Source organism: Neisseria meningitidis (assembly GCF_022869645.1).
Lineage (GTDB): Bacteria > Pseudomonadota > Gammaproteobacteria > Burkholderiales > Neisseriaceae > Neisseria > Neisseria meningitidis.
In genome coordinates, this window is the sequence record NZ_CP064367.1 from 1383689 (window position 1) to 1406254 (window position 22566).

At 54.8% G+C, this 22566-nt stretch carries 18 protein-coding genes, 1 tRNA gene and 2 pseudogenes; 3 read left to right on the forward strand and 18 right to left on the reverse strand.

Going from position 1 to position 22566, the window contains the following annotated elements:
• Nucleotides 1-13 precede the first annotated feature (13 nt).
• The 16 genes and pseudogenes from zupT to IUJ45_RS07185 all read right to left on the reverse strand — a co-directional run bounded on the left by zupT (nucleotide 14) and on the right by IUJ45_RS07185 (nucleotide 16708).
• Nucleotides 14-823, reverse strand: a complete 810-nt coding sequence (gene zupT / locus IUJ45_RS07110; RefSeq protein ID WP_002215472.1) for a zinc transporter ZupT — start codon at nucleotides 821-823, stop codon at nucleotides 14-16.
• 180 nt (nucleotides 824-1003) lie between these two features.
• Nucleotides 1004-2260, reverse strand: a complete 1257-nt coding sequence (locus tag IUJ45_RS07115; protein WP_002245794.1) for a D-amino acid dehydrogenase — start codon at nucleotides 2258-2260, stop codon at nucleotides 1004-1006.
• A 78-nt stretch (nucleotides 2261-2338) separates the two neighbouring features.
• Nucleotides 2339-3730 (reverse strand): alanine/glycine:cation symporter family protein, encoded by a 1392-nt coding sequence (locus IUJ45_RS07120; RefSeq protein WP_002246764.1) that lies wholly within the window; start codon nucleotides 3728-3730, stop codon nucleotides 2339-2341.
• Nucleotides 3731-4086: 356 nt separating this feature from the next.
• Nucleotides 4087-4863 (reverse strand): acyl-ACP--UDP-N-acetylglucosamine O-acyltransferase, encoded by a 777-nt coding sequence (gene lpxA / locus IUJ45_RS07125; RefSeq protein WP_002246769.1) that lies wholly within the window; start codon nucleotides 4861-4863, stop codon nucleotides 4087-4089.
• 42 nt (nucleotides 4864-4905) lie between these two features.
• Nucleotides 4906-5586, reverse strand: a complete 681-nt coding sequence (locus tag IUJ45_RS07130) for an Abi family protein (protein WP_010981044.1) — start codon at nucleotides 5584-5586, stop codon at nucleotides 4906-4908.
• Nucleotides 5587-5896: 310 nt separating this feature from the next.
• Nucleotides 5897-6346 carry a 3-hydroxyacyl-ACP dehydratase FabZ gene (fabZ, locus tag IUJ45_RS07135; RefSeq protein ID WP_002231544.1) on the reverse strand — a complete coding sequence of 150 codons (450 nt, stop codon included), beginning with the start codon at nucleotides 6344-6346 and terminating at the stop codon, nucleotides 5897-5899.
• Nucleotides 6347-6381: 35 nt separating this feature from the next.
• A complete protein-coding gene (gene lpxD / locus IUJ45_RS07140) occupies nucleotides 6382-7425 on the reverse strand; it encodes a UDP-3-O-(3-hydroxymyristoyl)glucosamine N-acyltransferase (RefSeq protein WP_002245797.1) in 1044 nt (347 codons plus the stop codon).
• A gap of 32 nt (nucleotides 7426-7457) precedes the next feature.
• Nucleotides 7458-7958 (reverse strand): OmpH/Skp family outer membrane protein, encoded by a 501-nt coding sequence (locus tag IUJ45_RS07145; RefSeq protein WP_002245798.1) that lies wholly within the window; start codon nucleotides 7956-7958, stop codon nucleotides 7458-7460.
• A gap of 65 nt (nucleotides 7959-8023) precedes the next feature.
• The gene (gene bamA, locus IUJ45_RS07150; RefSeq protein ID WP_002249222.1) at nucleotides 8024-10417 is read right to left on the reverse strand and encodes an outer membrane protein assembly factor BamA; all 2394 of its coding nucleotides are present in this window, start codon (nucleotides 10415-10417) and stop codon (nucleotides 8024-8026) included.
• Nucleotides 10418-10474: 57 nt separating this feature from the next.
• Nucleotides 10475-11815: pseudogene (gene rseP, locus IUJ45_RS07155) on the reverse strand (RIP metalloprotease RseP).
• A gap of 34 nt (nucleotides 11816-11849) precedes the next feature.
• Nucleotides 11850-13085: a 1-deoxy-D-xylulose-5-phosphate reductoisomerase gene (gene ispC / locus IUJ45_RS07160; protein ID WP_014580704.1), complete on the reverse strand. Its 1236-nt coding sequence runs from the start codon at nucleotides 13083-13085 to the stop codon at nucleotides 11850-11852.
• A gap of 4 nt (nucleotides 13086-13089) precedes the next feature.
• The gene (locus IUJ45_RS07165) at nucleotides 13090-13887 is read right to left on the reverse strand and encodes a phosphatidate cytidylyltransferase (RefSeq protein WP_002245802.1); all 798 of its coding nucleotides are present in this window, start codon (nucleotides 13885-13887) and stop codon (nucleotides 13090-13092) included.
• A gap of 2 nt (nucleotides 13888-13889) precedes the next feature.
• The gene (locus tag IUJ45_RS07170) at nucleotides 13890-14636 is read right to left on the reverse strand and encodes an undecaprenyl pyrophosphate synthase (protein WP_002230200.1); all 747 of its coding nucleotides are present in this window, start codon (nucleotides 14634-14636) and stop codon (nucleotides 13890-13892) included.
• Nucleotides 14637-14691: 55 nt separating this feature from the next.
• Entirely contained in the window at nucleotides 14692-15249 is a 558-nt protein-coding gene (gene frr / locus IUJ45_RS07175; RefSeq protein ID WP_002216270.1) for a ribosome recycling factor, read from the reverse strand.
• 180 nt (nucleotides 15250-15429) lie between these two features.
• The gene (locus IUJ45_RS07180) at nucleotides 15430-16557 is read right to left on the reverse strand and encodes an FUSC family protein (RefSeq protein WP_002249224.1); all 1128 of its coding nucleotides are present in this window, start codon (nucleotides 16555-16557) and stop codon (nucleotides 15430-15432) included.
• A gap of 75 nt (nucleotides 16558-16632) precedes the next feature.
• A tRNA-Thr gene (locus IUJ45_RS07185) sits at nucleotides 16633-16708 on the reverse strand.
• A gap of 258 nt (nucleotides 16709-16966) precedes the next feature.
• Between IUJ45_RS07185 and IUJ45_RS07190 the strand changes: the two are divergent.
• The 3 genes and pseudogenes from IUJ45_RS07190 to IUJ45_RS07200 all read left to right on the forward strand — a co-directional run bounded on the left by IUJ45_RS07190 (nucleotide 16967) and on the right by IUJ45_RS07200 (nucleotide 18991).
• A pseudogene (locus IUJ45_RS07190) lies at nucleotides 16967-17400 on the forward strand (hypothetical protein).
• 95 nt (nucleotides 17401-17495) lie between these two features.
• Complete coding sequence (gene rsmG, locus IUJ45_RS07195) at nucleotides 17496-18119, forward strand: 16S rRNA (guanine(527)-N(7))-methyltransferase RsmG (RefSeq protein ID WP_002225959.1); 624 nt, start codon at nucleotides 17496-17498, stop codon at nucleotides 18117-18119.
• 98 nt (nucleotides 18120-18217) lie between these two features.
• Nucleotides 18218-18991, forward strand: a complete 774-nt coding sequence (locus tag IUJ45_RS07200) for a ParA family protein (RefSeq protein ID WP_002236612.1) — start codon at nucleotides 18218-18220, stop codon at nucleotides 18989-18991.
• A gap of 948 nt (nucleotides 18992-19939) precedes the next feature.
• On the opposite strand, the gene rnhB is transcribed toward IUJ45_RS07200, so the two are convergent.
• Both rnhB and mnmG read right to left on the reverse strand, forming a co-directional pair.
• Complete coding sequence (rnhB, locus tag IUJ45_RS07205; protein ID WP_002236613.1) at nucleotides 19940-20524, reverse strand: ribonuclease HII; 585 nt, start codon at nucleotides 20522-20524, stop codon at nucleotides 19940-19942.
• 68 nt (nucleotides 20525-20592) lie between these two features.
• Complete coding sequence (gene mnmG, locus IUJ45_RS07210) at nucleotides 20593-22488, reverse strand: tRNA uridine-5-carboxymethylaminomethyl(34) synthesis enzyme MnmG (RefSeq protein WP_033909302.1); 1896 nt, start codon at nucleotides 22486-22488, stop codon at nucleotides 20593-20595.
• Nucleotides 22489-22566 lie beyond the last annotated feature (78 nt).

The following is a 22566-nucleotide window of genomic DNA, read 5'->3' on the forward strand; positions in this document are numbered from 1 at the left end:
TGGCATACAGGTTTTAAAAATGGAACAATACCAGGCTGACGGCAATCACCGCCATGCCCATTGTCAGGCCGTAAACGGTTTCATGGCCGTCTGAATAGCGTTTGGCAGCCGGCAGCAGCTCGTCCAACGCCAAAAACACCATCACACCGGCTATCACGCCGAATACCGAACCAAACACGGCAGGCGACAAAAACGGCTGCAAAACCAAATAGCCCAAAGCCGCCCCCAACGGCTCGGCCAAGCCGGATAGCAGACACGCCCACACCGTTTTCTTACGGCTGCGGGTGGCAAAATAAACCGGCGCGGCGATGGAAATGCCCTCCGGAATATTATGGATGGCAATCGCCAAGGCCAAAGGCATCCCGACTGCTGGATTTTCCAATGTGGCAAAAAACGTCGCCAAGCCTTCGGGGAAATTGTGCGCAGTAATCGCAAACGCCGCCATCATGCCGACTCGCGCGATATGGCGGCGTTTGCTTTCTTGAAACGACGGGTCTTGCGCGTCTAAAGTTTCATGCGGGTTCGGCACCAGACGGTCAATCAGCGCAATGCCGCCCATCCCTGCCAAAAATGCCATGGTCGCCGCCGCAAACGCGTGGTCTTTATCATAAATTTCAGCGAACGCCTCGCTGGACTTACTGAAAATCTCCGTCAGGGAAACATACACCATCGCACCGCCGGCAAATGCCAAACCAAACGACAACACGCGCGGATTGGGCGTTTTGGAAAACATCACCAAGCCGCTGCCTAATACGGTAAACAAACCGGCAGCCAACGTAATGGAAAAGGCAACGGCCAAATTGGACATCGAAAAATCGGGCATGGGAAAACCTGCGCTAAAAGCTGGGACAGGTTCAGACTAACACTTTTTAATGCGTATGATAATAGTTATTATTTATTTTATTGATTGGATACCCGAATTTTGAAACAAAAGGCCGTCTGAAAAATGATTTTCAGACGGCCTTTAAATTTGAAATGTCGCTAAACCTTATCGCTTTCCAGCTTAAGCCTGATAGCGCGACAGGCTCAAATCGTCGCTTCGGATTTCGGTGTCTTTGCCGCTCACGATATCGGCGGTTAATTTTGCCGAACCCAGCGACATGGTCCAGCCCAAAGTACCGTGGCCGGTATTCAGAAACAGGTTGTCAAAGCGGGTGCGCCCGATTAACGGCGTGCTGTCAGGCGTCATCGGTCTGAGTCCGCTCCAGAACAATGTTTGGTTTAAATCGCCGCCTTCGGGGAACAAGTCGTTGACGACCAAAGCCAAGGTTTCGCGGCGTTTTTCGGGCAGTTTGATTGCGTAGCCGGACAATTCCGCCATGCCGCCGACGCGGATTCTGTTGTTGAAGCGCGTGATGGCGACTTTGTAGCTCTCATCTAAAACGGTGGACACCGGTGCGCCGTCGGAATTTGTGACCGGCAGAGTCAAGGAATAGCCTTTGACGGGATAAATCGGCAGATTGAGATCCACTTGCGCCAAAACCGTCCTGCTGAAGCAGCCGAGCGCGCAGACAACGGCATCTGCTTCAAACCGCCCTGTTTCGGTTTCAACGGTTTTGATGCGCAGCCCGTTGTGGTCGATGCGGCTGATGGTTTGGTTGAAATGAAACCGTACGCCCTTTTCCTGACACAATTTGTACAGGTTTTCAGTGAAGAGGCGGCAGTCGCCGGTCGCGTCTGCGGGCAGGTGCAGGCCGCCGGCAATTTTGGCGGTAACGCGTGCCAGCGCAGGCTCGAATTCTGCGCATTCTTCGGGCTTCAGACGGCGGTACGGCACGCCGTAGCGTTCCAAAACGGCAATGTCTTGTTTTGCCGCTTCGACTTCTTTGGTTTGGCGGAAAATCTGCAACGTCCCTTTTTTGCGTCCCTCAAAATTCATGCCGGTTTGCGCTTCAAAACGGCGGAACATTTCACGGCTGTATTCGGACATCCTGACCATGCGCTCTTTATTGATTTGATAGCGCGCTGCCGTGCAGTGTTGCAGCATCTGCCACAGCCATTCGATTTGATACAGGCTGCCGTCGGGGCGAAACAGCAAAGGCGGATGGCTTTTAAACAGCCATTTCAGTGCTTTGGTCGGAATACCGGGTGCAGCCCAAGGCGTGGTATAGCCGTAAGAAAGCTGGCCTGCGTTGGCAAAACTGGTTTCCATCGCCACGCCCTCGGCGCGGTCGATGACCGTTACTTCATGTCCTGCCTCTGCCAGATACCACGCGGAAGATACGCCGGCAACACCAGCACCTAAAACAAGCACTTTCATGTTTCTCCCTCCGACTTTTTCAAAACAGACTTAATATGCCGTGCCGTCTGAATATTCGGATTCAGACGGCCTCGGATATTAATGCGGCAATTCGCCGTTTGTGATTTTTTGTTTGAAGTCGCGCGTTTCATTGACGATGACTTTCGCCATCAATAAAAGTGCAATCAGGTTGGGCAATGCCATCAAGCCGTTGAATGTGTCCGAAGCCAGCCACACCAAATCAAGGCTCAACACGGTACCCAGCATAACGGAAGAAACATAACCCACGCGGTACAAACCGGCAAATTTCTCGCCGAAAACATACACCGCGCATTTTTCGCCGTAATAGCACCAGCCCAAAATGGTTGAGTAGGCAAAGAAAATCAGACCGATGGTAACAATCCAGCCGCCGATGCCGGGCAGCATTTTTTGGAATGTGACGGTTGTCAGTGCCGCGCCGCTCACTTCAGGTTTGACAAACTCGCCGCCCGCGCCGAGCAGTCCCATTACCAACACGATGCCGGTAATCGAGCAAACGACGATGGTATCCAAAAACGTACCGGTCATAGAAACCAAGGCCTGACGGACAGGATGGTCGGTTTTCGCGGCTGCGGCGGCAATAGGCGCAGAACCCATACCCGCCTCATTGGAGAACACGCCGCGCGCCACGCCGTAGCGGATGACCGTACCGATTGCGCCGCCTGCCACGGCCTGCGCGCTGAACGCATCGGAGAAAATCAGGTTGACGGCAGGCATCAGCGCATCGGAGTTAATGACGATAATGGAGATGCCGCCCACCACATAAAACACCGCCATAGCAGGCACGATGAAAGAAGCGGCTTTGGCGATGCCTTTGATACCGCCCAACACAACGATGGCAGTCAGAACGGTCAACGTAATGCCGGTATAGGCAGGTTCGATACCGAAGCTGGTTTGCACTGCCTGCGCAACCGAGTTGGACTGCACCGAGCTGCCGATACCGAAGGAAGCGAATGTGCCGAATAAAGCGAACGCCAACGCCATCCATTTCCAGTTTTTGCCCAAGCCTTTTTCGATGTAATACATCGGGCCGCCGGACATTTCGCCTTTGGAATTGGTGACGCGGTATTTCACCGCCAACACGCCTTCGCCGTATTTGGTTGCCATACCGAAAATGGCGGTTATCCACATCCAAAATACCGCGCCCGGGCCGCCGGTTACCACCGCAGTCGCCACGCCGGCGATGTTGCCCGTACCGATAGTGGCGGACAGCGCGGTCATCAACGCCGCGAAATGGGAAATATCGCCTTCGTGGCCTTCGCCGTCTTCATGCTTCTTTGACGGCACAAACGCCTGTTTCAGCGCATAACCCAACATCGTGAACTGCAAACCTTTTAATAAAACAGTCAGCAAAATACCCGTGCCGACCAGCAGCATCAGCATCAAAGGTCCCCAAACCCAGCCGCTGACGGTTTCAAAAAAGGCTTTGGGATTGTCTAAAAACACTTGCATGGCTTTCTCCTTTGTCTGTTTTATTTTTAAAACACCACTTTTGTAGTGTCCTGTAATTTCAGCACAGAATATCCAATAAGACAATATGTTCTTTTGAAAAATACTTTTGGTTTTTTCGCCGAAAGCAGGTCGGTTCAAGCTGCGGAAATTGTTTGCAATTCTTTAAAAGCAGCGGCGGAGGTCACAATGAAATGTCCGAATGGGGATGTGGCGGGCGGCAGAAATCATCAATGCTGCCGACTGCCATACTTCTGAAATCTACAAAATGATGCATCGATCAAACAATATACCGCTTTAAAAAAACCGATGCCGTCTGAAACGCTTTCGGGGTTTCAGACGGCATCAAAAGGGTACGGTCAGCGGATGATGCCGCGCGCCGATTGTGCGAAAAAGTCTCGGAATACGGCAAGCTCGGCTTGGGTTTCGGCGCGGCGGAGGATGTCCGCCTTGGCCTCTTCAAACGGAATGCCGCGATGGTAGAGGGTTTTGTACACGTCTTTGACGGCGGAAATCTGCTCTGCGGTAAAACCGTTGCGGCGCATACCTTCGCTGTTGAGGCCCGCCGGTTCGGCGCGGTAGCCCGATGCCATAAAGTAGGGCGGTACGTCTTTGTGTACGCCTGCGGCGAAGGCGGTCATGGCGTAGTCGCCGATGCGGCAGAATTGGAAAACCAGCGTGTAGCCGCCCAAAACGACGTAGTCGCCGATGGTAACGTGTCCGGCAAGCGAGGCGTTGTTGGCGAAGATGGTGTGGTTGCCGACCACGCAGTCGTGCGCGAGGTGGCAGTACGCCATAATCCAGTTGTCGTCGCCGATACGGGTTTCGCCGATGCCGGTTACCGTGCCTAAATTAAAGGTGGTGAATTCGCGGATGGTGTTGCCGTTGCCGATAATCAGCTTGGTCGGCTCGTCGCGGTATTTTTTGTCCTGCGGGATTTCGCCGAGGCTGGCAAATTGGAAAATGCGGTTGTTTTCGCCGATGCTGGTGTGGCCGTTGATGACGGCGTGCGGACCGATTTCGGTGTTCGCGCCGATTTGGACGTTGGGGCCGATAACAGTGTACGCGCCGACTTTGACGCTTGAGTCGAGTTCGGCTTTGGGGTCGATGACGGCGGTCGGGTGGATGAGGGTCATGTTTTTAATACTCCGCTGCTTGTTAAGACAAATAATAGAAAATCACAGTTTGTCGATTTCATCGCAGACCGCAATCACTTGATCGCTAAAATGGCTAAATACTGAAGCAGTATCTACATCCATGTAATTAAGCAGTTCAAAAATAGATTGGTGGATATTTCTAGCGTAGCCGGTATCTTTTATTGCACCTTTAAAACAAATCGGCTCGTGATGTGCCAAACGATTACGGAAATTATTAATATTGGAAAGTTCTCGAAAAATCCATTTTTGGTTATGTTGCACACTTGGTGTAGATTTGGGCTTTTTTGGAAAAACTTTCATCAATACTTTCCCTGTAGCATCAAATTGGGCATCTTTCCCTCCCGCAAACAGATACCGCCAAAAACCGAATCCTAGTCCTGCGACCAATTGGTTGTGGTCAAACTTTCCTCCGCTATTATTTTGTATTTTAGATAATGCAACCTTGATTAATTCAGCAGATTCTTTCGTACCATTTCTTAAAAAGCAACCTTGATATTTCAATGCAGGATTCGTTTGTGGCTGTATGCTGTTATATAACCAGTTTCCGTCTTTAAACGCCTGCTGAAGGCAAATGTCAATTTTGTTTCTTAAAACAATCTCAAATATTGAAACAACATGAAAAAGTTCTCTTGATAAAGATAAATTCAATAAATACAATTCAGCTGCTTTGTCTTTCCCAACGGCATTTTTATACCGTTCCATTCTGAAATCAGAAAAAATACTACAGCATTCCTTATAATTCACGCTAATACCTGATTCCTTATTGTATAGTGGATTAACAAAAATCAGGACAAGGCGACGAAGCCGCAGACAGTACAAATAGTACGGCAAGGCGAGGCAACGCCGTACTGGTTTAAATTTAATCCACTATAAAATTGACGTTTCAAACTATATTTGATACAGTTAGGTGAAACTAATCCCCACCGCGTCCCTGGGTTTGAATAAACCTAAACCGGTGGGTTTTCTTTTTATTAGGTCGTCTGAAACTTTCAGACGACCTTTTTCCGAACGCTCAAACCACGCGTTTGGCGCACATAATCACGGCTTCGACGGCGACTTGCCCGTCCACTTTGGCAACGGCGTTGAATTTGCCGATGCCGCGCCGGCTGGTCAGCAGCTCGACTTCAAAGACGAGTTGGTCGCCGGGGATGACTTGGCGTTTGAAACGGGCTTCGTCTATGCCGGCGAAGAAGAAGAATTCGTTTTCCTTGCGCCCGCCTTCGCTGAGGATGGCGAGTGTGCCGCAGGCTTGCGCCATGGCTTCGATGATGAGTACGCCGGGCATCACGGGCAGGTCGGGAAAGTGGCCTTGGAACTGGGGTTCGTTTATGGTTACGTTTTTGATGGCGGTTAGGGTTTTCATCGGCTCGAAGGCGGTGATGCGGTCGAGCTGGAGAAACGGGTAGCGGTGGGGGATGAGTTTTTGGATGTCTTTGGCTTCGATGGGGAGTTGAACGTCCATGTCTGTCGTATTCCTTGAATAAAGTCGGTTTGGATTTATTGCGTGTCTTTGCCGTCTGAAAGCTGCTGTTCCAGCGTTTTGAGGCGTTTGTTCATTTCGCTTAAGCGGTGGATGTAAACGGCGTTGCGCGCCCATTCTTTATGGGTGGACATCGGGAAGATGCCGGCGAGGTGTTTGCCGCTTTCGGTAATGCTGTGGGTGACGGACGTGCCGCCGCCGATGGTGGTTTTGTCGGCGATTTCGATGTGTCCGACCGTGCCGACGCCGCCGCCGATGATGCAGTAGCTGCCTATGGTGACGCTGCCTGAGATGCCGGTTTTGGCGGCGATGACGGTGTGCGAGCCGATTTTGCAGTTGTGTCCGATTTGGACTTGGTTGTCGATTTTGGTGCCGTTGCCGACGGTGGTGTCGCTCATCGCGCCCCGGTCGATGTTGGTGTTCGAGCCGATTTCCACGTCGTCGCCCAGCGTTACCGCGCCAGTTTGCGGGATTTTAAACCACGAATCGCCGGCGAAGGCGAGTCCGAATCCGTCCGCGCCGATGACCGCGCCGCTGTGGATTTCAACGCGTCTGCCCAGTGTGCAGCCGTAATAAACGACGGCGTTAGGATGTAAAACAACTTCATCACCTAAACGGCAATCGTGTTGGACGACGGCGTTTGCCAAGATGCGGCAGCCTTCGCCGAGCACGGTGTTTGCGCCGATGTAGGCGTTCGCGCCGATTTCGCAGCTTGCGGGAACGGTGGCACTCTCTTCGACGACGGCGGTCGGATGGATGCCGCCGCGCGCTTTGACGACGGGTGAAAATAGGCGCGCGACTTTGGCGAAATAGAGATAGGGGTCGTCGGCGACAATCAGGTTGCGCCCTTCAAATCCGTCTGCCGCTTTGGCGGAAACGATGACCGCACCCGCGCTGCTGTCGTGGACTTCGGCTTTGTATTTCGGGTTGGCGAGGAAGCTGATGTGTTCCGCCTGCGCGTCTGCGAGCGGGCGCACGGCGGTAACAGAAGTGTCTTCGCCGCGCCATTCGCCGCCGAGCCGCGCGGTGATTTGGGACAGGGTGTAGGTGGCCGGAATCATGGTTTTCCTGTTCGGTATGCCGTCTGAAAGGGTCAGCGGGCGTTCATTTCTTTAATGACGCTGTCGGTAACGTCGTATTGGGTGTTGACGTAAATCACGTCCTGCAAAATGACATCGTAACCTTCCTGTTTGGCGATTTTGACGATGACGCGGTTGGCGTTTTGCTGGAGGGAGGCAAACTCTTCGTTGCGGCGGAGGTTGTAGTCTTCTTCAAACTGCGCCTGTTTTTTGCGGAACGCTGCGACCAGCCCGCACCATTTTTCTTCGGCTTGCGCCTTTTTTGCGTCTTTGAGTTTGCCTTCGGCAAGCTGCCTTTCCAAATCCAGACCTTCGCGTTGCAGTTTTTGCAATTCGTCCTGGCGGGCGGAAAATTCGCTGTCCAGCGTTTTTTGAATCTTGCGCGCCTGCTTGGATTCGAGGTAGATGCGCTCGGTGTTGATAAAGCCGATTTTTTGGAAGGTGTCGGCGTGCGCGCCTGCGGTGCAGCACAAACCGATCAGAGCCGCGGCAAACGCGCGGGTCAAACGGGTCATGGTAAAACTCCTTCGAATGTTGCCGCGAAATGCCGTCTGAAGGGCTTCAGACGGCATTTGCGGGATTAGAACGTCGTGCCGAGTTGGAATTGGAAGCGTTGGATTTCGTCTTCCGGTTTTTTCTTCAGCGGGTAGGCGTAGCTGAATTTCATCGGGCCTAAAGGCGAGAGCCAGGTAACCGCGCCGCCGGCGGAATAGCGCAATTCGTTGGTAAAGGTGGATTTATGGGTATTGCCGGCGCCGTAAATGTTTTGAACCCTGCCGCCGGTCGCGGAACTGCTGTTGTCGTCGTAGGTTTTGCCGTCCCACACGCTGCCTGCGTCGGCAAACAGGCTCAGGCGGACGGTGCGCGCGTCTTTCGCGCCGGGCATCGGGAAGAGCAGCTCGGCGGAGACGTTGGCTTTTTTGTTGCCGCCGTAGCTGATTTTTTCGCCGTATTCGTCATACACTTTCGGACCGAGCGTGCCGCTTTCGTATCCGCGCACCGAACCCAGGCCGCCGCCGTAGAAGTTTTCAAAGAAGGGGATTTCTTTGGTTCTGCCGTAGCCGCCCGCAATGCCGACTTCGCCGCCGAGCATCAGCGTGAAGGTTTTGCTTAAGGGGAAGAACCAGGTTTGGTTGTGGGTGGCGGAGTAGTATTGCAGTTTGCTGCCGGGCAGGGCGATTTCGGCGTTCACGCCCGTCAGGTAGCCGCGCGTCGGCCATAACGCGCTGTCGGTTTTGTTGCGCCCCCAGCCGACGGTACCTTTGTACAGCCAGCCTTTGAAGCTGCCGTCTGTGCCGTCGGTTTTGCCGTATTTCTTGATAAAGTCGGCATAGTGTTTGGGCGCTTTGTTGTAGGTGTTGACGGTCAGGTGTTCTGCCACCAAACCGAAATTCACGCGGTCGTATTCGGTAACAGGCACGCTCATGCGGATGCCTGCGCCTGCCGTGGTGGTTTTATATTGTTTGATGCTGGTCGATGCTTTGCGCGGGTCGAAGGCTTTTCCGTAAACATCGTAGCCCAGGCTGACCCCGTCTGCCGTGAAGTACGGGTCGGTAAACGACAGCGAGCCGTTGAGCGTGGTTTTGCTTCGTGAGGCGCGCAGGGCGGCCGACTTGCCCGTACCGAACAGGTTGTCTTGGGAAACGCCTGCGGACATGACCAGGCCGGTATCCTGTACCCAGCCCGCGCTCAAGTCGAGCGAGCCGGTGGAACGTTCGGTCAGGCTCATGTTCAAATCGACTTTGTCGGGTGTGCCGGCAAGCGGGACGGCATCAAACTGTACGTTGTCGAAGTAGCCCAAAAGCTCGACGCGCTCTTTGGAGCGTTGCAGCTTGGAGGTGTCGTAAGGCGCGGATTCCATTTGGCGCAATTCGCGGCGCACGACTTCGTCGCGAGTTTTGTTGTTGCCGGTGATGTGGATTTCGTTGACGTAGATTTTCCGGCCCGGTTCGATGTGCAGGACGAAATCGACGGTTTTGGTTTCGGCGTTTGGCAGCGGCTGTACGCTGATTTCGCTGTATGCGTAGCCTGCCGAGCCCATGCGGTTTTGGATGGCGCCCAAAACTTCGGTCATCTGCTGGCGTTCGTACCATTTTCCGGGCTTCATCGTCAGCAGTTTTTCCAGTTCGGCTTTGGGGACTTCGTTGGTGTCGCCTTCGATGGAGACTTTGCCCCAACGGAAACGTCCGCCTTCGTGGACGGTGATTTTGATGGTCTGCTTGGTTTTGTCTTCGTTGGTTTGGATGTCGGTATCGAGGATGCGGAAATCGAAGTAGCCGTTGTTCTGGTAGAAGTCGGTTACTTTTTCCATGTCTTGGGCAAATTTCTGCTCGTTAAATTGGTTGCTTCGTGTCAGCCATGTCCAAATGCCGCCTTCGGTCAGCGACATCTGCCGCATCAGTTTGCGGTCGGAATAGACTTGGTTGCCTTCAAATTCGATGTCGGTGATTTTGGCGGATTTGCCCTCGTCAATCGTGATGTCGATGTCGACGCGGTTGCGGGCGAGTTTGGTTACTTTGGGCGTGATTTGGATATTGAGTTTGCCGCGTCCGAGGTATTCTTCTTTCAGGCCGGCGACTGCCTGATTGAGTGTCGCCTGATTAAAGTATTGCGACTGCGCCAGCCCGAACGATTCGAGGTTTTTCTTGATGGCGTCGTTTTGCAGCATTTTGGCGCCGGTGATGTTGAGCGAGCCGATGGTGGGGCGTTCGATAACGGTCAGCAGGAGCTGCCCGTCCGCAGTTTCGACGCGTACGTCGTCAAAGAAACCGGTGGCGTACAGGCTTTTGATGATGGCACTGCCGTGTGTGTCGTTGTAGGTGTCGCCGACTTTGACGGGCAGGTAGTTGAATACGGTGCTCGGCTCGGTACGCTGCAAGCCTTCGACGCGGATGTCTTGGATAGTGAAGTCGGCAAATGCCAAAGGCGATATGCCCAAGACCATCAGTGCGGAAGCAATCTGTTTCAGTTTCATCGTAAGTTCCTTAGTGGTGCGGAATGCGGTTTCAGACGGCATTCCGAAACGTAAAATCTAACCGAGCAGCCGGGTAACGTCGTTGAAGAAAGCGACCGCCATCATCAGCATCATGAGGGCGAGCCCGAAGCGCAAACCGATGTTTTGGACGCGTTCGCCCAAAGGTTTGCCGCGTATCCATTCGGCAGTATAAAACACGAGGTGGCCGCCGTCCAAAACGGGGACGGGCAGCAGGTTCAGCACGCCGAGGCTGATGCTGACCAGTGCCAAAAATTCCAAATAACTTTGCAAGCCGAGTTCGGCGGACTGTCCGGCAATATCGGCAATGGTCAGCGGACCGGAAATATGGCTGACGGAGGCGTTGCCGCTGATTAGTTTGCCGAAAAATTTGAGGGTTGTCCACGAGTGGGAAACGGTTTTTTCCCAGCCCATGCCGAATGCGCGGACAACAGACGGACGGTAGCTGCGGCGGATTTGCGCATCCCACGCCCTGTCCGGCTGCGGACGGAGGCCGACGCGCCCGATCAGGGTGTGGTCGGGCTGTTCGACAGTATCGGGGCGGATGTCGGCGGTATGGGTTTGTCCGGCGCGTTCGTAGGTCAGGGTGATTTTTTTTGCCGGGGCTTTGGCGGGTCAGGTTTGCCCATTCTTGCCATGAGGTAATGGGTTTGCCGTCGGCGGCAGTCAGCCTGTCGCCCGGTTTCAGGCCTGCTTTTTCGGCGGGGCTGCCTTTTCCACGCCGCCGGCAACGGTTGTGATTTTAAAGGGCATCAGTCCGATGTAGCCTTGGTTTTTTGCGATTTTACCGGCTTCCGGCGCGCCTGCGGCATCGATGGTACGGACGGTTTGCGCGCCCGATGCCGTCTGAACGCCGACGGCGACTTTGCCGGCTTCGAGGTTGAGGACGATTTCGGTTTGCGCGCCGCCCCAATCTGCAACGGGTGTGCCGTTGACGGATTGTATTTTGTCGCCGCTTTGGAAGCCGGCGCGGGCGGCAATGGTGTCGGGTTCGACTGTACCGACGTAGGGGCGCAGTTCGGTTACGCCGAAGGAAAAGCTCAGTCCGTACAGCAAAACCGCCAGTGCGAGGTTGGTCAGCGGACCGGCGGCGACGATGGCGATGCGTTTGGCGGGGTGTTGTTTGTCAAAAGCGTAGGGTAAATCGGCTTCTGATACTTCGCCTTCGCGCGTGTCGACCATTTTGACGTAACCGCCCAACGGAATCGGGGCGAGGCACCATTCGGTGTCGCCGCGTTTTCGGGTGAAAAACGGTTTGCCGAAGCCGACGGAAAAGCGTACGACTTTGACGCCACACAATCTGGCGACGATGTAGTGTCCGAATTCGTGCAGGCTGACCAAAATCAGGATGGCGAAGATAAAAGCTAGAAGGGTGTGCAAATGGTTTTCCTTTGATAACGGTGTTCAGACGGCATCAGCGCAGTGTGCCGATAAATGCCCGCGCTTGTGCGCGTGTCTGGGCATCTTGCGCCAAGAGCCCCCCTATATCGCCTATGCCGTCTGAAAAGTCTTGTGCGAGACAATGGGCGACGGTTTTGGCAATGTCGGTAAACTTAATCTGTCCGTCCAAAAAGGCGGCGACGGCGGTTTCGTTGGCGGCGTTCAATACGCAGGGCGCGGCTCCGCCTGCGTTCATGGCTTCATAGGCGAGCTTCAGGCAGGGGAAGCGGTCAAAGTCGGGCTTTTGGAAGGTCAGCGCGGACAATGCGTCGAAATCCAGGTCGCCGACACCCGAATCGATGCGCTCGGGCAAACCCAAACAATAAGCGATGGGCGTTCGCATATCGGGATTGCCCAGTTGCGCCAACACGGAGCCGTCGCGGTAGCGCACCATGCTGTGTATCACGGATTGCGGATGGATGACGACTTCGAGTTTGTCGGGCGGACAGTTGAACAGCCAATGCGCTTCAATCAGCTCCAAACCTTTGTTCATCATGGTGGCGGAATCGACGGAGATTTTGCGTCCCATACGCCAATTGGGGTGTTTGACCGCTTGGTCGGGCGTAATGCTGTCGAACGTGTTTAAATCGGCGGTCAGAAACGGGCCGCCGGAAGCGGTCAGGATAATCGAAGCGATGCCGTGTTCGTTCAGACGGCCGGCGTAATCGCGCGGCAAAACTTGGAAAACGGCGTTGTGTTCGCTGTCGACGGGCAGCACTGCCGCGCCGTTTGCACGGGCGGTTTCCATAAACAACGCGCCGGAAACCACCAGCGTCTCTTTGTTCGCCAGATAAATGGTTTTGCCTTTTTGCGCCGCTGCGAGCGCGGAAGGCAGCCCCACCGCCCCGACGATGGCGCACATGACACCGCTGACTTCGTCGGCAGAGGCAACGTCAACCAATGCCTGCGCGCCGTGTAAAACCTGAGTCGCCGTGCCGTCGCGTTTCAACAGGGCTTCAAGCCGGGCGGCGTGTTCCGCATCGGCAACGACGGCATATTCGGGGTGGAACGTTTGACATTGAGCCGCCAATTTCTCGACCTGCTTATGCCCTGCCAGCGCGAATACGCGGAATTTTTCGGGGTGGCGGGAGACAACGTCCAGCGTGCTTTCGCCTATGCTGCCGGTACTGCCTAATATGGTCAGGACTTGTGGTGTCATAATGGGGATAACTTTATACCGGATGCCGTCTGAAGCGTTTTCAGACGGCATAGAATCAATTTAAAACCGACATCATCGCTGCATAGACGCTGATAACGGCAATCAGGCTGTCGGTACGGTCGAACACGCCGCCGTGTCCGGGCAGCAGCTTGCTGCTGTCTTTGATGCCTGCCGCGCGCTTGAGCCAGCTTTCCAAAAGGTCGCCGCATACGCTGACAACGGTCAGCACCAAACCGATTAACACGGTATCGAACCAGCCTGTATCGAATGCCAGCCAGCCGGCACTTCGTACGGCGGTCATGTACACTGCCACGCAAACCGCGCCGCCGATTGCACCTTCCCAGCTTTTGCCGGGGCTGATTGCCGGCGCGATTTTGTGTTTGCCGAACGCCTTGCCGCTGAAATACGCGCAAACGTCGGCAACCCACACCAAACCCATCACGGCGAGCAGCGGCAGGGCATCATCGGGGTGCGGGCGCAGGGATACGAGCGCGAACCAAAACGGCATAACCAGAAGCCAGCCGACGGCATAAACCTGCCAACTGCCGTTGAGCCTCCATTTGAATCTCAACCATAAAGGCATGATGGCGAGCCAAAATGCCAAAACAACATACCAAACCAAATTAGGCAGCATCCAGCCGCCCGCATAGGCAACCACGCCGAAAACCAAAGTTGCGGCGAGGTAATGGTTGGTTTTGATTTTGCACAAGCCGCTCATACGGGCATATTCCCACAAGGCAATCAGGGCAATCAGTCCGCAAAATGCAGCCCACAACCATTGCGGCGCGTAAAACAGCATGCCCAGCATCAGCGGCAGCAGCCACATAGCAGTTATCACCCGTTGTTTCAGCATATTCAGTTCCTTTGCTGTTCGATAGGCAGTTGCTCGGAGGTGCGTCCGAACCGCCGTTCGCGTTTTTGGAACGAAGCGACGGCATCGTCCAAAGCCTTGCCGTCAAAATCGGGCCACAAAATATCGGTGAAATACAGTTCTGCATATGCCATCTGCCAGAGCAGGAAATTGCTGATGCGCGTTTCGCCGCCGGTGCGGATGAACAAATCCGGTTCCGGTGCATCGCCCAGCATCAAGTGTTTCGCCAGCGTGTCTTCCGTAATCTCGGATACGCCTTCGGCAATCAGTTTGTTTGCCGCCTGCAAAATATCCCATCTGCCGCCGTAATCGGCGGCAATGCTCAGGGTCAGACCGGTATTGTTTGCTGTCAACGCCTCCGCTTCTTCGATGCCCTTCAGGATTTGACGGCTGAAGCGTTCGCGGCTGCCCAGTATTTTCAGGCGCATATTGTTTTCGTGCAGACGGCGTACCTGTTTTTGCAAAGCCTGTAAAAACAGCCCCATCAGGAACGAAACTTCGTCTTCGGGGCGGCGCCAGTTTTCGGTTGAAAAGGCAAACACGGTCAGATATTGCACACCCAGTTTGGCGCAATGCTTCACCATATTTTCCAATGCGTCCAAACCGCGTTTGTGTCCCATTATGCGCGGGAGGAAACGTTTTTTCGCCCAACGGCCGTTGCCGTCCATAATCACGGCGATATGCTTGGGAATGGCGGTGTGTTCTAAAACGGCCTGCGTGCTGCTTTTCATGTCTGCCTTTCGCGGTTCGGCGTTCAAATGCCGTCTGAACGCCGAATCGTGCAGGTTAAATTGCCATCAAATCTTCTTCTTTGGCAGTCAGGAGTTTGTCGGCTTCGGTAATGTATTTGTCGGTCAGTTTTTGAACCGCTTCTTCGCCGCGACGTGCTTCGTCTTCGGAAATTTCTTTGTCTTTGAGGAGTTTTTTGATGTGGTCGTTGGCATCGCGGCGCACGTTGCGGATGGAGACGCGGCCTTCTTCCGCTTCGCCGCGTACGACTTTAATCAGGTCTTTGCGGCGTTCCTCGGTCAGCATGGGCATCGGCACGCGGATCAGGTCGCCGACAGCTGCCGGGTTCAGTCCCAAGTTTGAATCGCGGATGGCTTTCTCGACTTTGGCCGCCATATTGCCCTCAAACGGTTTCACGCCGATGGTGCGCGCGTCCAGAAGCGTTACGTTGGCAACTTGGCTGACGGGGACCATGCTGCCCCAGTATTCGACTTCCACTTGGTCGAGCAGGCCAGTATGCGCGCGGCCGGTACGCACTTTTGCCAGATTTTCTTTCAGTACTTCGACCGAACGCTGCATCTTGCCTTCGGCTGTTTTTTGAATATCGTTGATCATATTGTTCTTTCGGTAAGATAAGGTAGGCGGGCAGCCGTCTGAAACGCGCTTCAAACCTTTCAGACGGCATGAAAACTGTTAACTGCGAATAGTACCGTTATTCGGGCATGACGACAAGGTAGGCGGATTGGGGATGCCGTCTGAAGCGGCAGGCGTTTCAGACGGCATCGTGTTTGACCGTCAACTGTGTTCCCGTGTTTCAAGCAGGCTTTGGCGCAGGTGTTGGCGTTCGTGGGCATCCAGCCATTTGCGGCGGGTGCGTTGCAGCAGGATGACGAGGGCGGAAATTTCCTGACGCATATTGGTGCTGAGCCAGAGGAAGCCCTGCCATTGGTAGTGGAGGTGTTCGGCGAGGGCTTCCAGTTCGGGGTTGATGGCGGTGTCGATGCGGATGCGGCGGGCGTGTCTGCCGTTGATAAGGGCGACGGTTTGTTGCAGGTCGGTTTGGAGCAGTGTGAAGTGGCGGTCAAGCAGCCGGATTTCGCTGCCGTTGAGTTTGGGAGATTGCAGCTTGGCGGCGGTGGTCAGGAGCAGCTCGGTGGTGTTGACAATTTTACGGTGGGCGTGCTGCATGGCTTCCATCATGGCGGGGCTGATGCGGCTTTCGCCCGATGTGGCGGCGAGGTGGCTGCGGCTTTTGACCATGCGTGCGTTGATTTGGCGCATTTTCGCCATGTTCTCTTCGAGGCGTTCGCGGGTCATGCGCCTGCCGTTGCTGATTTCGGCAATCATTTTGCTGCAGTCGGTCAGGTTGTCGGCAAGCATGAAACGCCACATCAGTGTGGATTTCAGCGGCAGCAGTTTGGCGGCGGCGATGGCGATGGCCGCGCCGATGAGGACGTTCATCGCGCGCATCAGGCCGCTGTCGAACCATTCGCTGCCGTTGTCGCCGATGAGCATGCACATCGTCAGCCCCGCCAGCATAGGGACGTAGCCGTTTTTGCCGACCGCCGCCCAGCCGGCCAGTGCGCTTGCCGTGCCGACGGTGAGGTAGAAGAGGAGGTTGCCGTGGAAATAATGCTGGTTCAGCCATAAAACGCCCAAACCCGCGCCCAGCCCGATGACCGTGCCGAGCATACGTTCCACCGCCTTGGAGTAAATCGCCCCTTGAAACTGGAGCATGCCGAGGACGACGAAGACGGTCATCCCTATCCACTCGCCGTGTTGGAGGTGGAGCAGCCGGGCGAGTGCGGTGGCGAACAGGACGGCCCCGCCGAGCCGGACGGCGTGGATGAGGCGGCGGTAGCGGTAGCGTTCGTAGGAGTTGAGCCAGCGGCTGACGAGGCGGTTGCGTTGCGAGGTGTTCATATCGGTTGTGCCGTCTGAAGCGGAAATGTGAAAAAGCACAGGCTTCCCGAGGAAGGGAGGGTCTGTGCTTGGTATTGGTGCCGGAGAAGGGAATCGAACCCCCGACCTTCGCGTTACGAATGCGCTGCTCTACCGACTGAGCTACACCGGCGTTTTTCGTTATGATATATATGAACGGTTGTTTGTGCAACTTTTCTGGCGGGCGGCAAGGCAGTGCGCGGTATAGTGAATTAACAAAAACCAGTACAGCGTTGCCTCGCCTTAGCTCAAAGAGAACGATTCTCTAAGGTGCTGAAGCACCAAGTGAATCGGTTCCGTACTATCTGTACTGTCTGCGGCTTCGTCGCCTTGTCCTGATTTTTGTTAATCCACTATATAATGCGGTCTGCTTCGGAAGAGGGGGACGGCGATGTTTGTGAACGAGAAAGATCCTTATGCGGCTCTGTTTGCGGGACTGGTGTTTTTGACGCTGCCGTTTGCGTTGGCGGTGCATGATGCCTTTGCGCTTGCGTTCGGACGGGCGGGGCTGCTGGTGTCGGTGTCGGACGGCGGATTCGGCTGGCGTGGCGGTTGGGACGGCACTGTTTGGTTTGTGTTCGGTGTGTTTGCGTTTTTGAATGTGGTTGTGTCGGCGGGCCTGACGAAACTGGCGTACAAAAAGATGATGCGGCGGCATTCGCGTGGATTTTCGAGCTGCTGTTTGGCAGTGCCGCCTTGGGCGGGCTGCGTGGGGAGGCGGTGTTGGAATATGCGTTTGCCGTGTGGCTGGTGTCGATGCTGACACTGCCCAAACGCTTGACGCGCGCGCCGGTGCAGCCGGTGGTGTTTCACAGGAAAAAATAGGACGGAACGGGGGATGCCGTCTGAAACCCGACACGCGGTTTCAGACGGCATGTTTTTCCGTTAACATTACGCCTGAACATGGACAGGATAGGGATATGGAACGCAAAGAACGCCTGCGTGCAGGCATCGCCGCATTGGGTTTGGATATTTCCGCAGCGGCGCAGGACAGGCTTTTGGCCTATGTGGATTTGTTGAAAAAGTGGAACAAAACCTACAATCTGACCGCCCTGCGCGACGAGGAAAAAATGGTTGTCCATCATCTTTTGGACAGCCTGACGCTGCTGCCCCATATCGAGGGTGTGCAAACGATGCTGGATGTCGGTTCGGGCGGCGGTCAGCCCGGCATTCCGGCGGCGGTGTGCCGTCCGGATGTGCAAATAACCCTTTTGGATGCGAATACGAAGAAAACGGCTTTTTTACAGCAGGCGGTTATCGAGTTGGGGTTGGACAATGTGCGCGTGGTATCCGGACGCGTGGAGGCGGTTTCGGACGTGCGTGCCGACGTGGTTACCAGCCGTGCGTTTGCAGAACTGGCGGACTTTGTATCGTGGACGGCGCATCTGTTGAAAGACGGCGGCTACTGGGCGGCGATGAAGGGCGTATATCCGCAGGGGGAAATCGGCCGCCTGCCGCAGGATGTGTGCGTTGAAAAAGTCCAAAGGCTCGACGTGCCAGGCTTGGATGCGGAACGCCATATCGTCATCCTGAGCAAGCGTTGAGCGCGCTTCAGACGGCATGAATACCTTTTTTGTGCGGATAAAGGTAAAATTCCGCACTGTTTTTCTTTTTTCAACATCAGACGGGACACGGGCGGGACATGAGTGCGAACATCCTTGCCATCGCCAATCAGAAGGGCGGTGTGGGCAAAACGACGACGACGGTAAATTTGGCGGCTTCGCTGGCATCGCGCGGCAAACGCGTGCTGGTGGTCGATTTGGATCCGCAGGGCAATGCGACGACGGGCAGCGGCATCGACAAGGCGAGTTTGCAGTCCGGCGTTTATCAGGTCTTATTGGGCGATGCGGACGTGAAATCGGCGGCGGTACGCAGCAAAGAGGGCGGATACGGCGTGTTGGGTGCGAACCGCGCGCTGGCCGGCGCGGAAATCGAGCTGGTGCAGGAAATCGCCCGGGAAGTGCGTTTGAAAAACGCGCTCAAGGCAGTGGCGGAAGATTACGACTTTATCCTGATCGACTGCCCGCCTTCGCTGACGCTGTTGACGCTTAACGGCTTGGTGGCGGCAGGCGGCGTGATTGTGCCGATGTTGTGCGAATATTACGCGCTGGAAGGGATTTCCGATTTGATTGCGACCGTGCGCAAAATCCGTCAGGCGGTCAATCCCGATTTGGATATCACGGGCATCGTGCGTACGATGTACGACAGCCGCAGCAGGCTAGTTGCCGAAGTCAGCGAACAGTTGCGCAGCCATTTCGGGGATTTGCTGTTTGAAACCGTCATCCCGCGCAATATCCGCCTTGCGGAAGCGCCGAGCCACGGTATGCCGGTGATGGCTTATGATGCGCAGGCAAAGGGTGCCAAGGCGTATCTTGCCTTGGCGGACGAGCTGATGGCGAGGGTGTCGGGGAAATAGGTCAATCCAAATCGGGCTGCCCGTGCCTTTATGCTGTTTGGCCGGGTGCGTTAATATGGCGGATTAAAATAAAAATACTTATATCGTCATTTATAGTGGATTAACAAAAACCGGTACGGCGTTGCCTCGCCTTAGCTCAAAGAGAACGATTCTCTAAGGTGCTGAAGCACCAAGTGAATCGGTTCCGTACTATTTGTACTGTCTGCGGCTTCGTCGCCTTGTCCTGATTTTTGTTAATCCACTATATCGTCATTCCCGCAAAAACAAAAAAAATCAAAAACACAAAACTGAAATATCGTCATTCCCGCGCAGGCGGGAATCTAGGTCTGTCGGTACGGAAACTTATCGGGAAAAACGGTTTTTCCAAACCTGAGACTCCGGATTCCTGTTTTCGCGGGAATCCGGTTTTTTGAGTTTCAGTCATTTTTGATAAATTCTTGCAGCTTTGAGTTTCTAGATTCCCGCTTTTGCGGGAATGACGCGGAAAAGTTGCTGTGATTTCGGATAAATTTTCGTCACGCTTAATTTCTGTTTTATCCGATAAATGCCTGCAATCTAAAATTTCGTCATTCCCGCGAAGGCGGGAATCTAGGTCTGTCGGTACGGAAACTTATCGGGTAAAACGGTTTTGCCAGCCCTGAGACTCCGGATTCCTGTTTTCGTAGGAATCCGGTTTTTTGAGCTTCAGTCATTTTTGATAAATTCTTGCAGCTTTGAGTTTCTAGATTCCCGCTTTTGCGGGAATGGCGGTTTGGAAGTTACCTGAAATTCAAAAAAAAAAAAACGGAAACCGGACGGATTGGATTCCCGCCTGCGCGGGAATGACGGATTTTAGGTTTTTTTTTGATTTTCTATTTTTCGCGGGAATGACGGTTTGGGTTCTTTCTCTTTGGAGTTGCGATGCCGGAAATGCCGTCTGAAGGCTTCAGACGGCATTTTTGTGCCGGTTTAAAACAAGGCCTGCTGCGCGAGCAGGTTTCTGACGGGGGCGAAGTCGCGGCGGTGTTCGGGCAGCACGCCGTATTTTTCGAGGGCTTCCAAATGCTGCTTCGTGCCGTAACCTTTGTGTTTGTCGAAACCGTATTGGGGATGGCGTTGCGCCAGTGCGTACATTTCCGCATCGCGGGCGGTCTTTGCCAAAACGGATGCGGCGGATATTTCGATGATTTTGCTGTCGCCTTTGACGACGGCTTCGGCAGGGATGTTCAAATGTTCGGGAATGCGGTTGCCGTCGATGAATATTTTTTCGGGACGCACAGCCAAACCGTCAACGGCGCGTTTCATCGCGAGCATGGTGGCGTGCAGGATGTTGAGGCTGGCGATTTCTTCGGGCCCGGCGGCGGCGACGTGCCACGCAACCGCCTGATTTTTTATCATTTCGGCAAGCGCGTCGCGTTTTTTCTCGCTGAGTTTTTTGGAGTCGGTCAGTCCGGGCAGGTCGAATGTTTCCGGAAGGATGACGGCGGCGGCAAACACGCTGCCGACTAAAGGTCCGCGTCCTGCCTCGTCCACGCCGGCGGTCAGTATGTGCATGATGTTTCCTGTCGGGATGGTGGGAATGCCGTCTGAACGGTGTTTCAGACGGCATCGCGCCGATGTGTTTATTTCGCGTCTTTAAATCCGCGCTTCAAATGCACCATCAGCAGTGCGACGGCGGCAGGCGTTACACCGGAAATGCGGCTTGCCTGCCCGACGGTTTCGGGTTTGTGCTGGTTGAGCTTTTGCTGCACTTCTGCCGACAAGCCTTTGACTTTGCCGTAATCGATGCCGTCGGGCAGTTTTAAGGTTTCGATGTCGCGGCGGCTGTCGATTTCTTCGTTTTGGCGGTCGATATAGCCTTGGTATTTGACTTGGATTTCGACTTGTTCGATGACTTCGGCGGAGAGGTTTTCAGACGGCATCGCGCCTTCGAGCGTCATCAGCGCGGCGTAGTCGAGGTTCGGGCGGCGTAACAAATCGTGCAGGTTGGCTTCTCGGCTGAGTTTTTGTCCGAATACGCGGATTTGTTCGTCTTCGGCGAGTTTTTGCGGTGTGTACCACGTTGTTTTCAAACGTTGGATTTCGCGTTCGACGGCTTCGCGTTTTTCGTTGAACATACGCCATTGCGCTTCACCCACCAAGCCGATTTTGTAGCCGTCTTCGGTCAGGCGCATGTCGGCGTTGTCTTCCCTGAGTTGCAGGCGGTATTCGGCGCGGCTGGTGAACATTCGGTAGGGTTCGTTCACGCCTTTGGTGATGAGGTCGTCCACCAATACGCCGAGGTAGGCTTGTTCGCGGCGCAGCAGGAGCGGGTCTTGTCCGCGCACATATTGCACGGCGTTCGCGCCTGCCAATAAACCTTGCGCGGCGGCTTCTTCGTAGCCGGTCGTACCGTTGATTTGCCCAGCGAAAAACAGTCCCTCAATGGTTTTGGTTTCGAGGCTGGCTTTGAGGTTGCGCGGGTCGAAGTAGTCGTATTCGATGGCGTAGCCGGGGCGCAGGATATGGGCGTTTTCCAAACCTTTCATACTGCGGACGAGCGCGATTTGGATGTCGAACGGCAGGCTGGTGGAGATACCGTTAGGATAGTATTCGTACGTAGTCAGGCCTTCGGGTTCTAGGAAAATCTGGTGGCTGTCTTTATCGGCGAAACGGTTGATTTTGTCTTCGATAGACGGACAATAACGCGGGCCCACGCCTTCGATTTTGCCGGTAAACATCGGGCTGCGGTCGAAGCCTGAGCGGATGATGTCGTGGGTTTGCGTGTTGGTATGCGTAATCCAGCAGGACACTTGGCGCGGGTGCATTTCGGCGTTGCCGCGCACGGACATGACGGGAACGGGTGTGTCGCCGGGCTGTTCGGTCAGTTGGGAAAAGTCAATCGTGCGTCCGTCGATGCGCGGCGGCGTGCCGGTTTTCAGACGGCCTTGCGGCAGCTTCAATTCGCGCAAACGTCCGCCCAGCGATTTGGCGGCGGGGTCGCCGGCGCGGCCGCCTTCGTAGTTTTCCAAACCGATATGGATTTTGCCGGACAAAAATGTGCCTGCGGTCAGCACCACGGCGCGGGCTTTGAATTCCACGCCCATCGCGGTGATTACGCCGCTGATGCGTTCGCCGTCGAGCGTTACGTCTTCGACGGCTTGTTGGAAAAGGTCGAGGTTTTCTTGGTTTTCCAACATTTCGCGGATGGCGGCTTTGTACAAAATGCGGTCGGCCTGCGCGCGCGTGGCTCGAACTGCCGCGCCTTTGCTGGCGTTCAGGCGGCGGAACTGGATACCGGATTTGTCGGTGGCCAACGCCATTGCGCCGCCGAGCGCGTCGAGTTCGCGTACCAAATGCCCTTTGCCGATGCCGCCGATGGAAGGGTTGCATGACATTTGTCCGAGCGTTTCGATATTGTGTGTGAGCAAAAGCGTCTGCGCGCCCATGCGGGCGGCGGCGAGCGCGGCTTCGGTACCGGCATGGCCGCCACCGACGACAATCACGTCGTAGGTTTTGGGGTAAATCATGTGGGTCATGTGTGTATTGCCTGACGGTGTTTCAGACGGCATTTATAGTGGATTAACAAAAACCAGTACAGCGTTGCCTCGCCTTAG

What these genes read in the sequence shown, in the direction of transcription:
- IUJ45_RS07165 (WP_002245802.1), bottom strand. Translation starts at nt 13,887, where the DNA reads ATGCTGAAACAACGGGTGATAACTGCTATGTGGCTGCTGCCGCTGATG.
- lpxA (WP_002246769.1), bottom strand. Translation starts at nt 4,863, where the DNA reads ATGACCCTCATCCACCCGACCGCCGTCATCGACCCCAAAGCCGAACTC.
- IUJ45_RS07145 (WP_002245798.1), bottom strand. Translation starts at nt 7,958, where the DNA reads ATGACCCGTTTGACCCGCGCGTTTGCCGCGGCTCTGATCGGTTTGTGC.
- IUJ45_RS07170 (WP_002230200.1), bottom strand. Translation starts at nt 14,636, where the DNA reads ATGAAAAGCAGCACGCAGGCCGTTTTAGAACACACCGCCATTCCCAAG.
- fabZ (WP_002231544.1), bottom strand. Translation starts at nt 6,346, where the DNA reads ATGGACGTTCAACTCCCCATCGAAGCCAAAGACATCCAAAAACTCATC.
- lpxD (WP_002245797.1), bottom strand. Translation starts at nt 7,425, where the DNA reads ATGATTCCGGCCACCTACACCCTGTCCCAAATCACCGCGCGGCTCGGC.
- mnmG (WP_033909302.1), bottom strand. Translation starts at nt 22,488, where the DNA reads ATGACCCACATGATTTACCCCAAAACCTACGACGTGATTGTCGTCGGT.
- rsmG (WP_002225959.1), top strand. Translation starts at nt 17,496, where the DNA reads ATGGAACGCAAAGAACGCCTGCGTGCAGGCATCGCCGCATTGGGTTTG.
- IUJ45_RS07130 (WP_010981044.1), bottom strand. Translation starts at nt 5,586, where the DNA reads ATGGAACGGTATAAAAATGCCGTTGGGAAAGACAAAGCAGCTGAATTG.
- bamA (WP_002249222.1), bottom strand. Translation starts at nt 10,417, where the DNA reads ATGAAACTGAAACAGATTGCTTCCGCACTGATGGTCTTGGGCATATCG.
- ispC (WP_014580704.1), bottom strand. Translation starts at nt 13,085, where the DNA reads ATGCCGTCTGAAAACGCTTCAGACGGCATCCGGTATAAAGTTATCCCC.
- IUJ45_RS07200 (WP_002236612.1), top strand. Translation starts at nt 18,218, where the DNA reads ATGAGTGCGAACATCCTTGCCATCGCCAATCAGAAGGGCGGTGTGGGC.
- zupT (WP_002215472.1), bottom strand. Translation starts at nt 823, where the DNA reads ATGCCCGATTTTTCGATGTCCAATTTGGCCGTTGCCTTTTCCATTACG.
- IUJ45_RS07180 (WP_002249224.1), bottom strand. Translation starts at nt 16,557, where the DNA reads ATGAACACCTCGCAACGCAACCGCCTCGTCAGCCGCTGGCTCAACTCC.
- IUJ45_RS07120 (WP_002246764.1), bottom strand. Translation starts at nt 3,730, where the DNA reads ATGCAAGTGTTTTTAGACAATCCCAAAGCCTTTTTTGAAACCGTCAGC.
- rnhB (WP_002236613.1), bottom strand. Translation starts at nt 20,524, where the DNA reads ATGCACATACTGACCGCCGGCGTGGACGAGGCAGGACGCGGACCTTTA.
- IUJ45_RS07115 (WP_002245794.1), bottom strand. Translation starts at nt 2,260, where the DNA reads ATGAAAGTGCTTGTTTTAGGTGCTGGTGTTGCCGGCGTATCTTCCGCG.
- frr (WP_002216270.1), bottom strand. Translation starts at nt 15,249, where the DNA reads ATGATCAACGATATTCAAAAAACAGCCGAAGGCAAGATGCAGCGTTCG.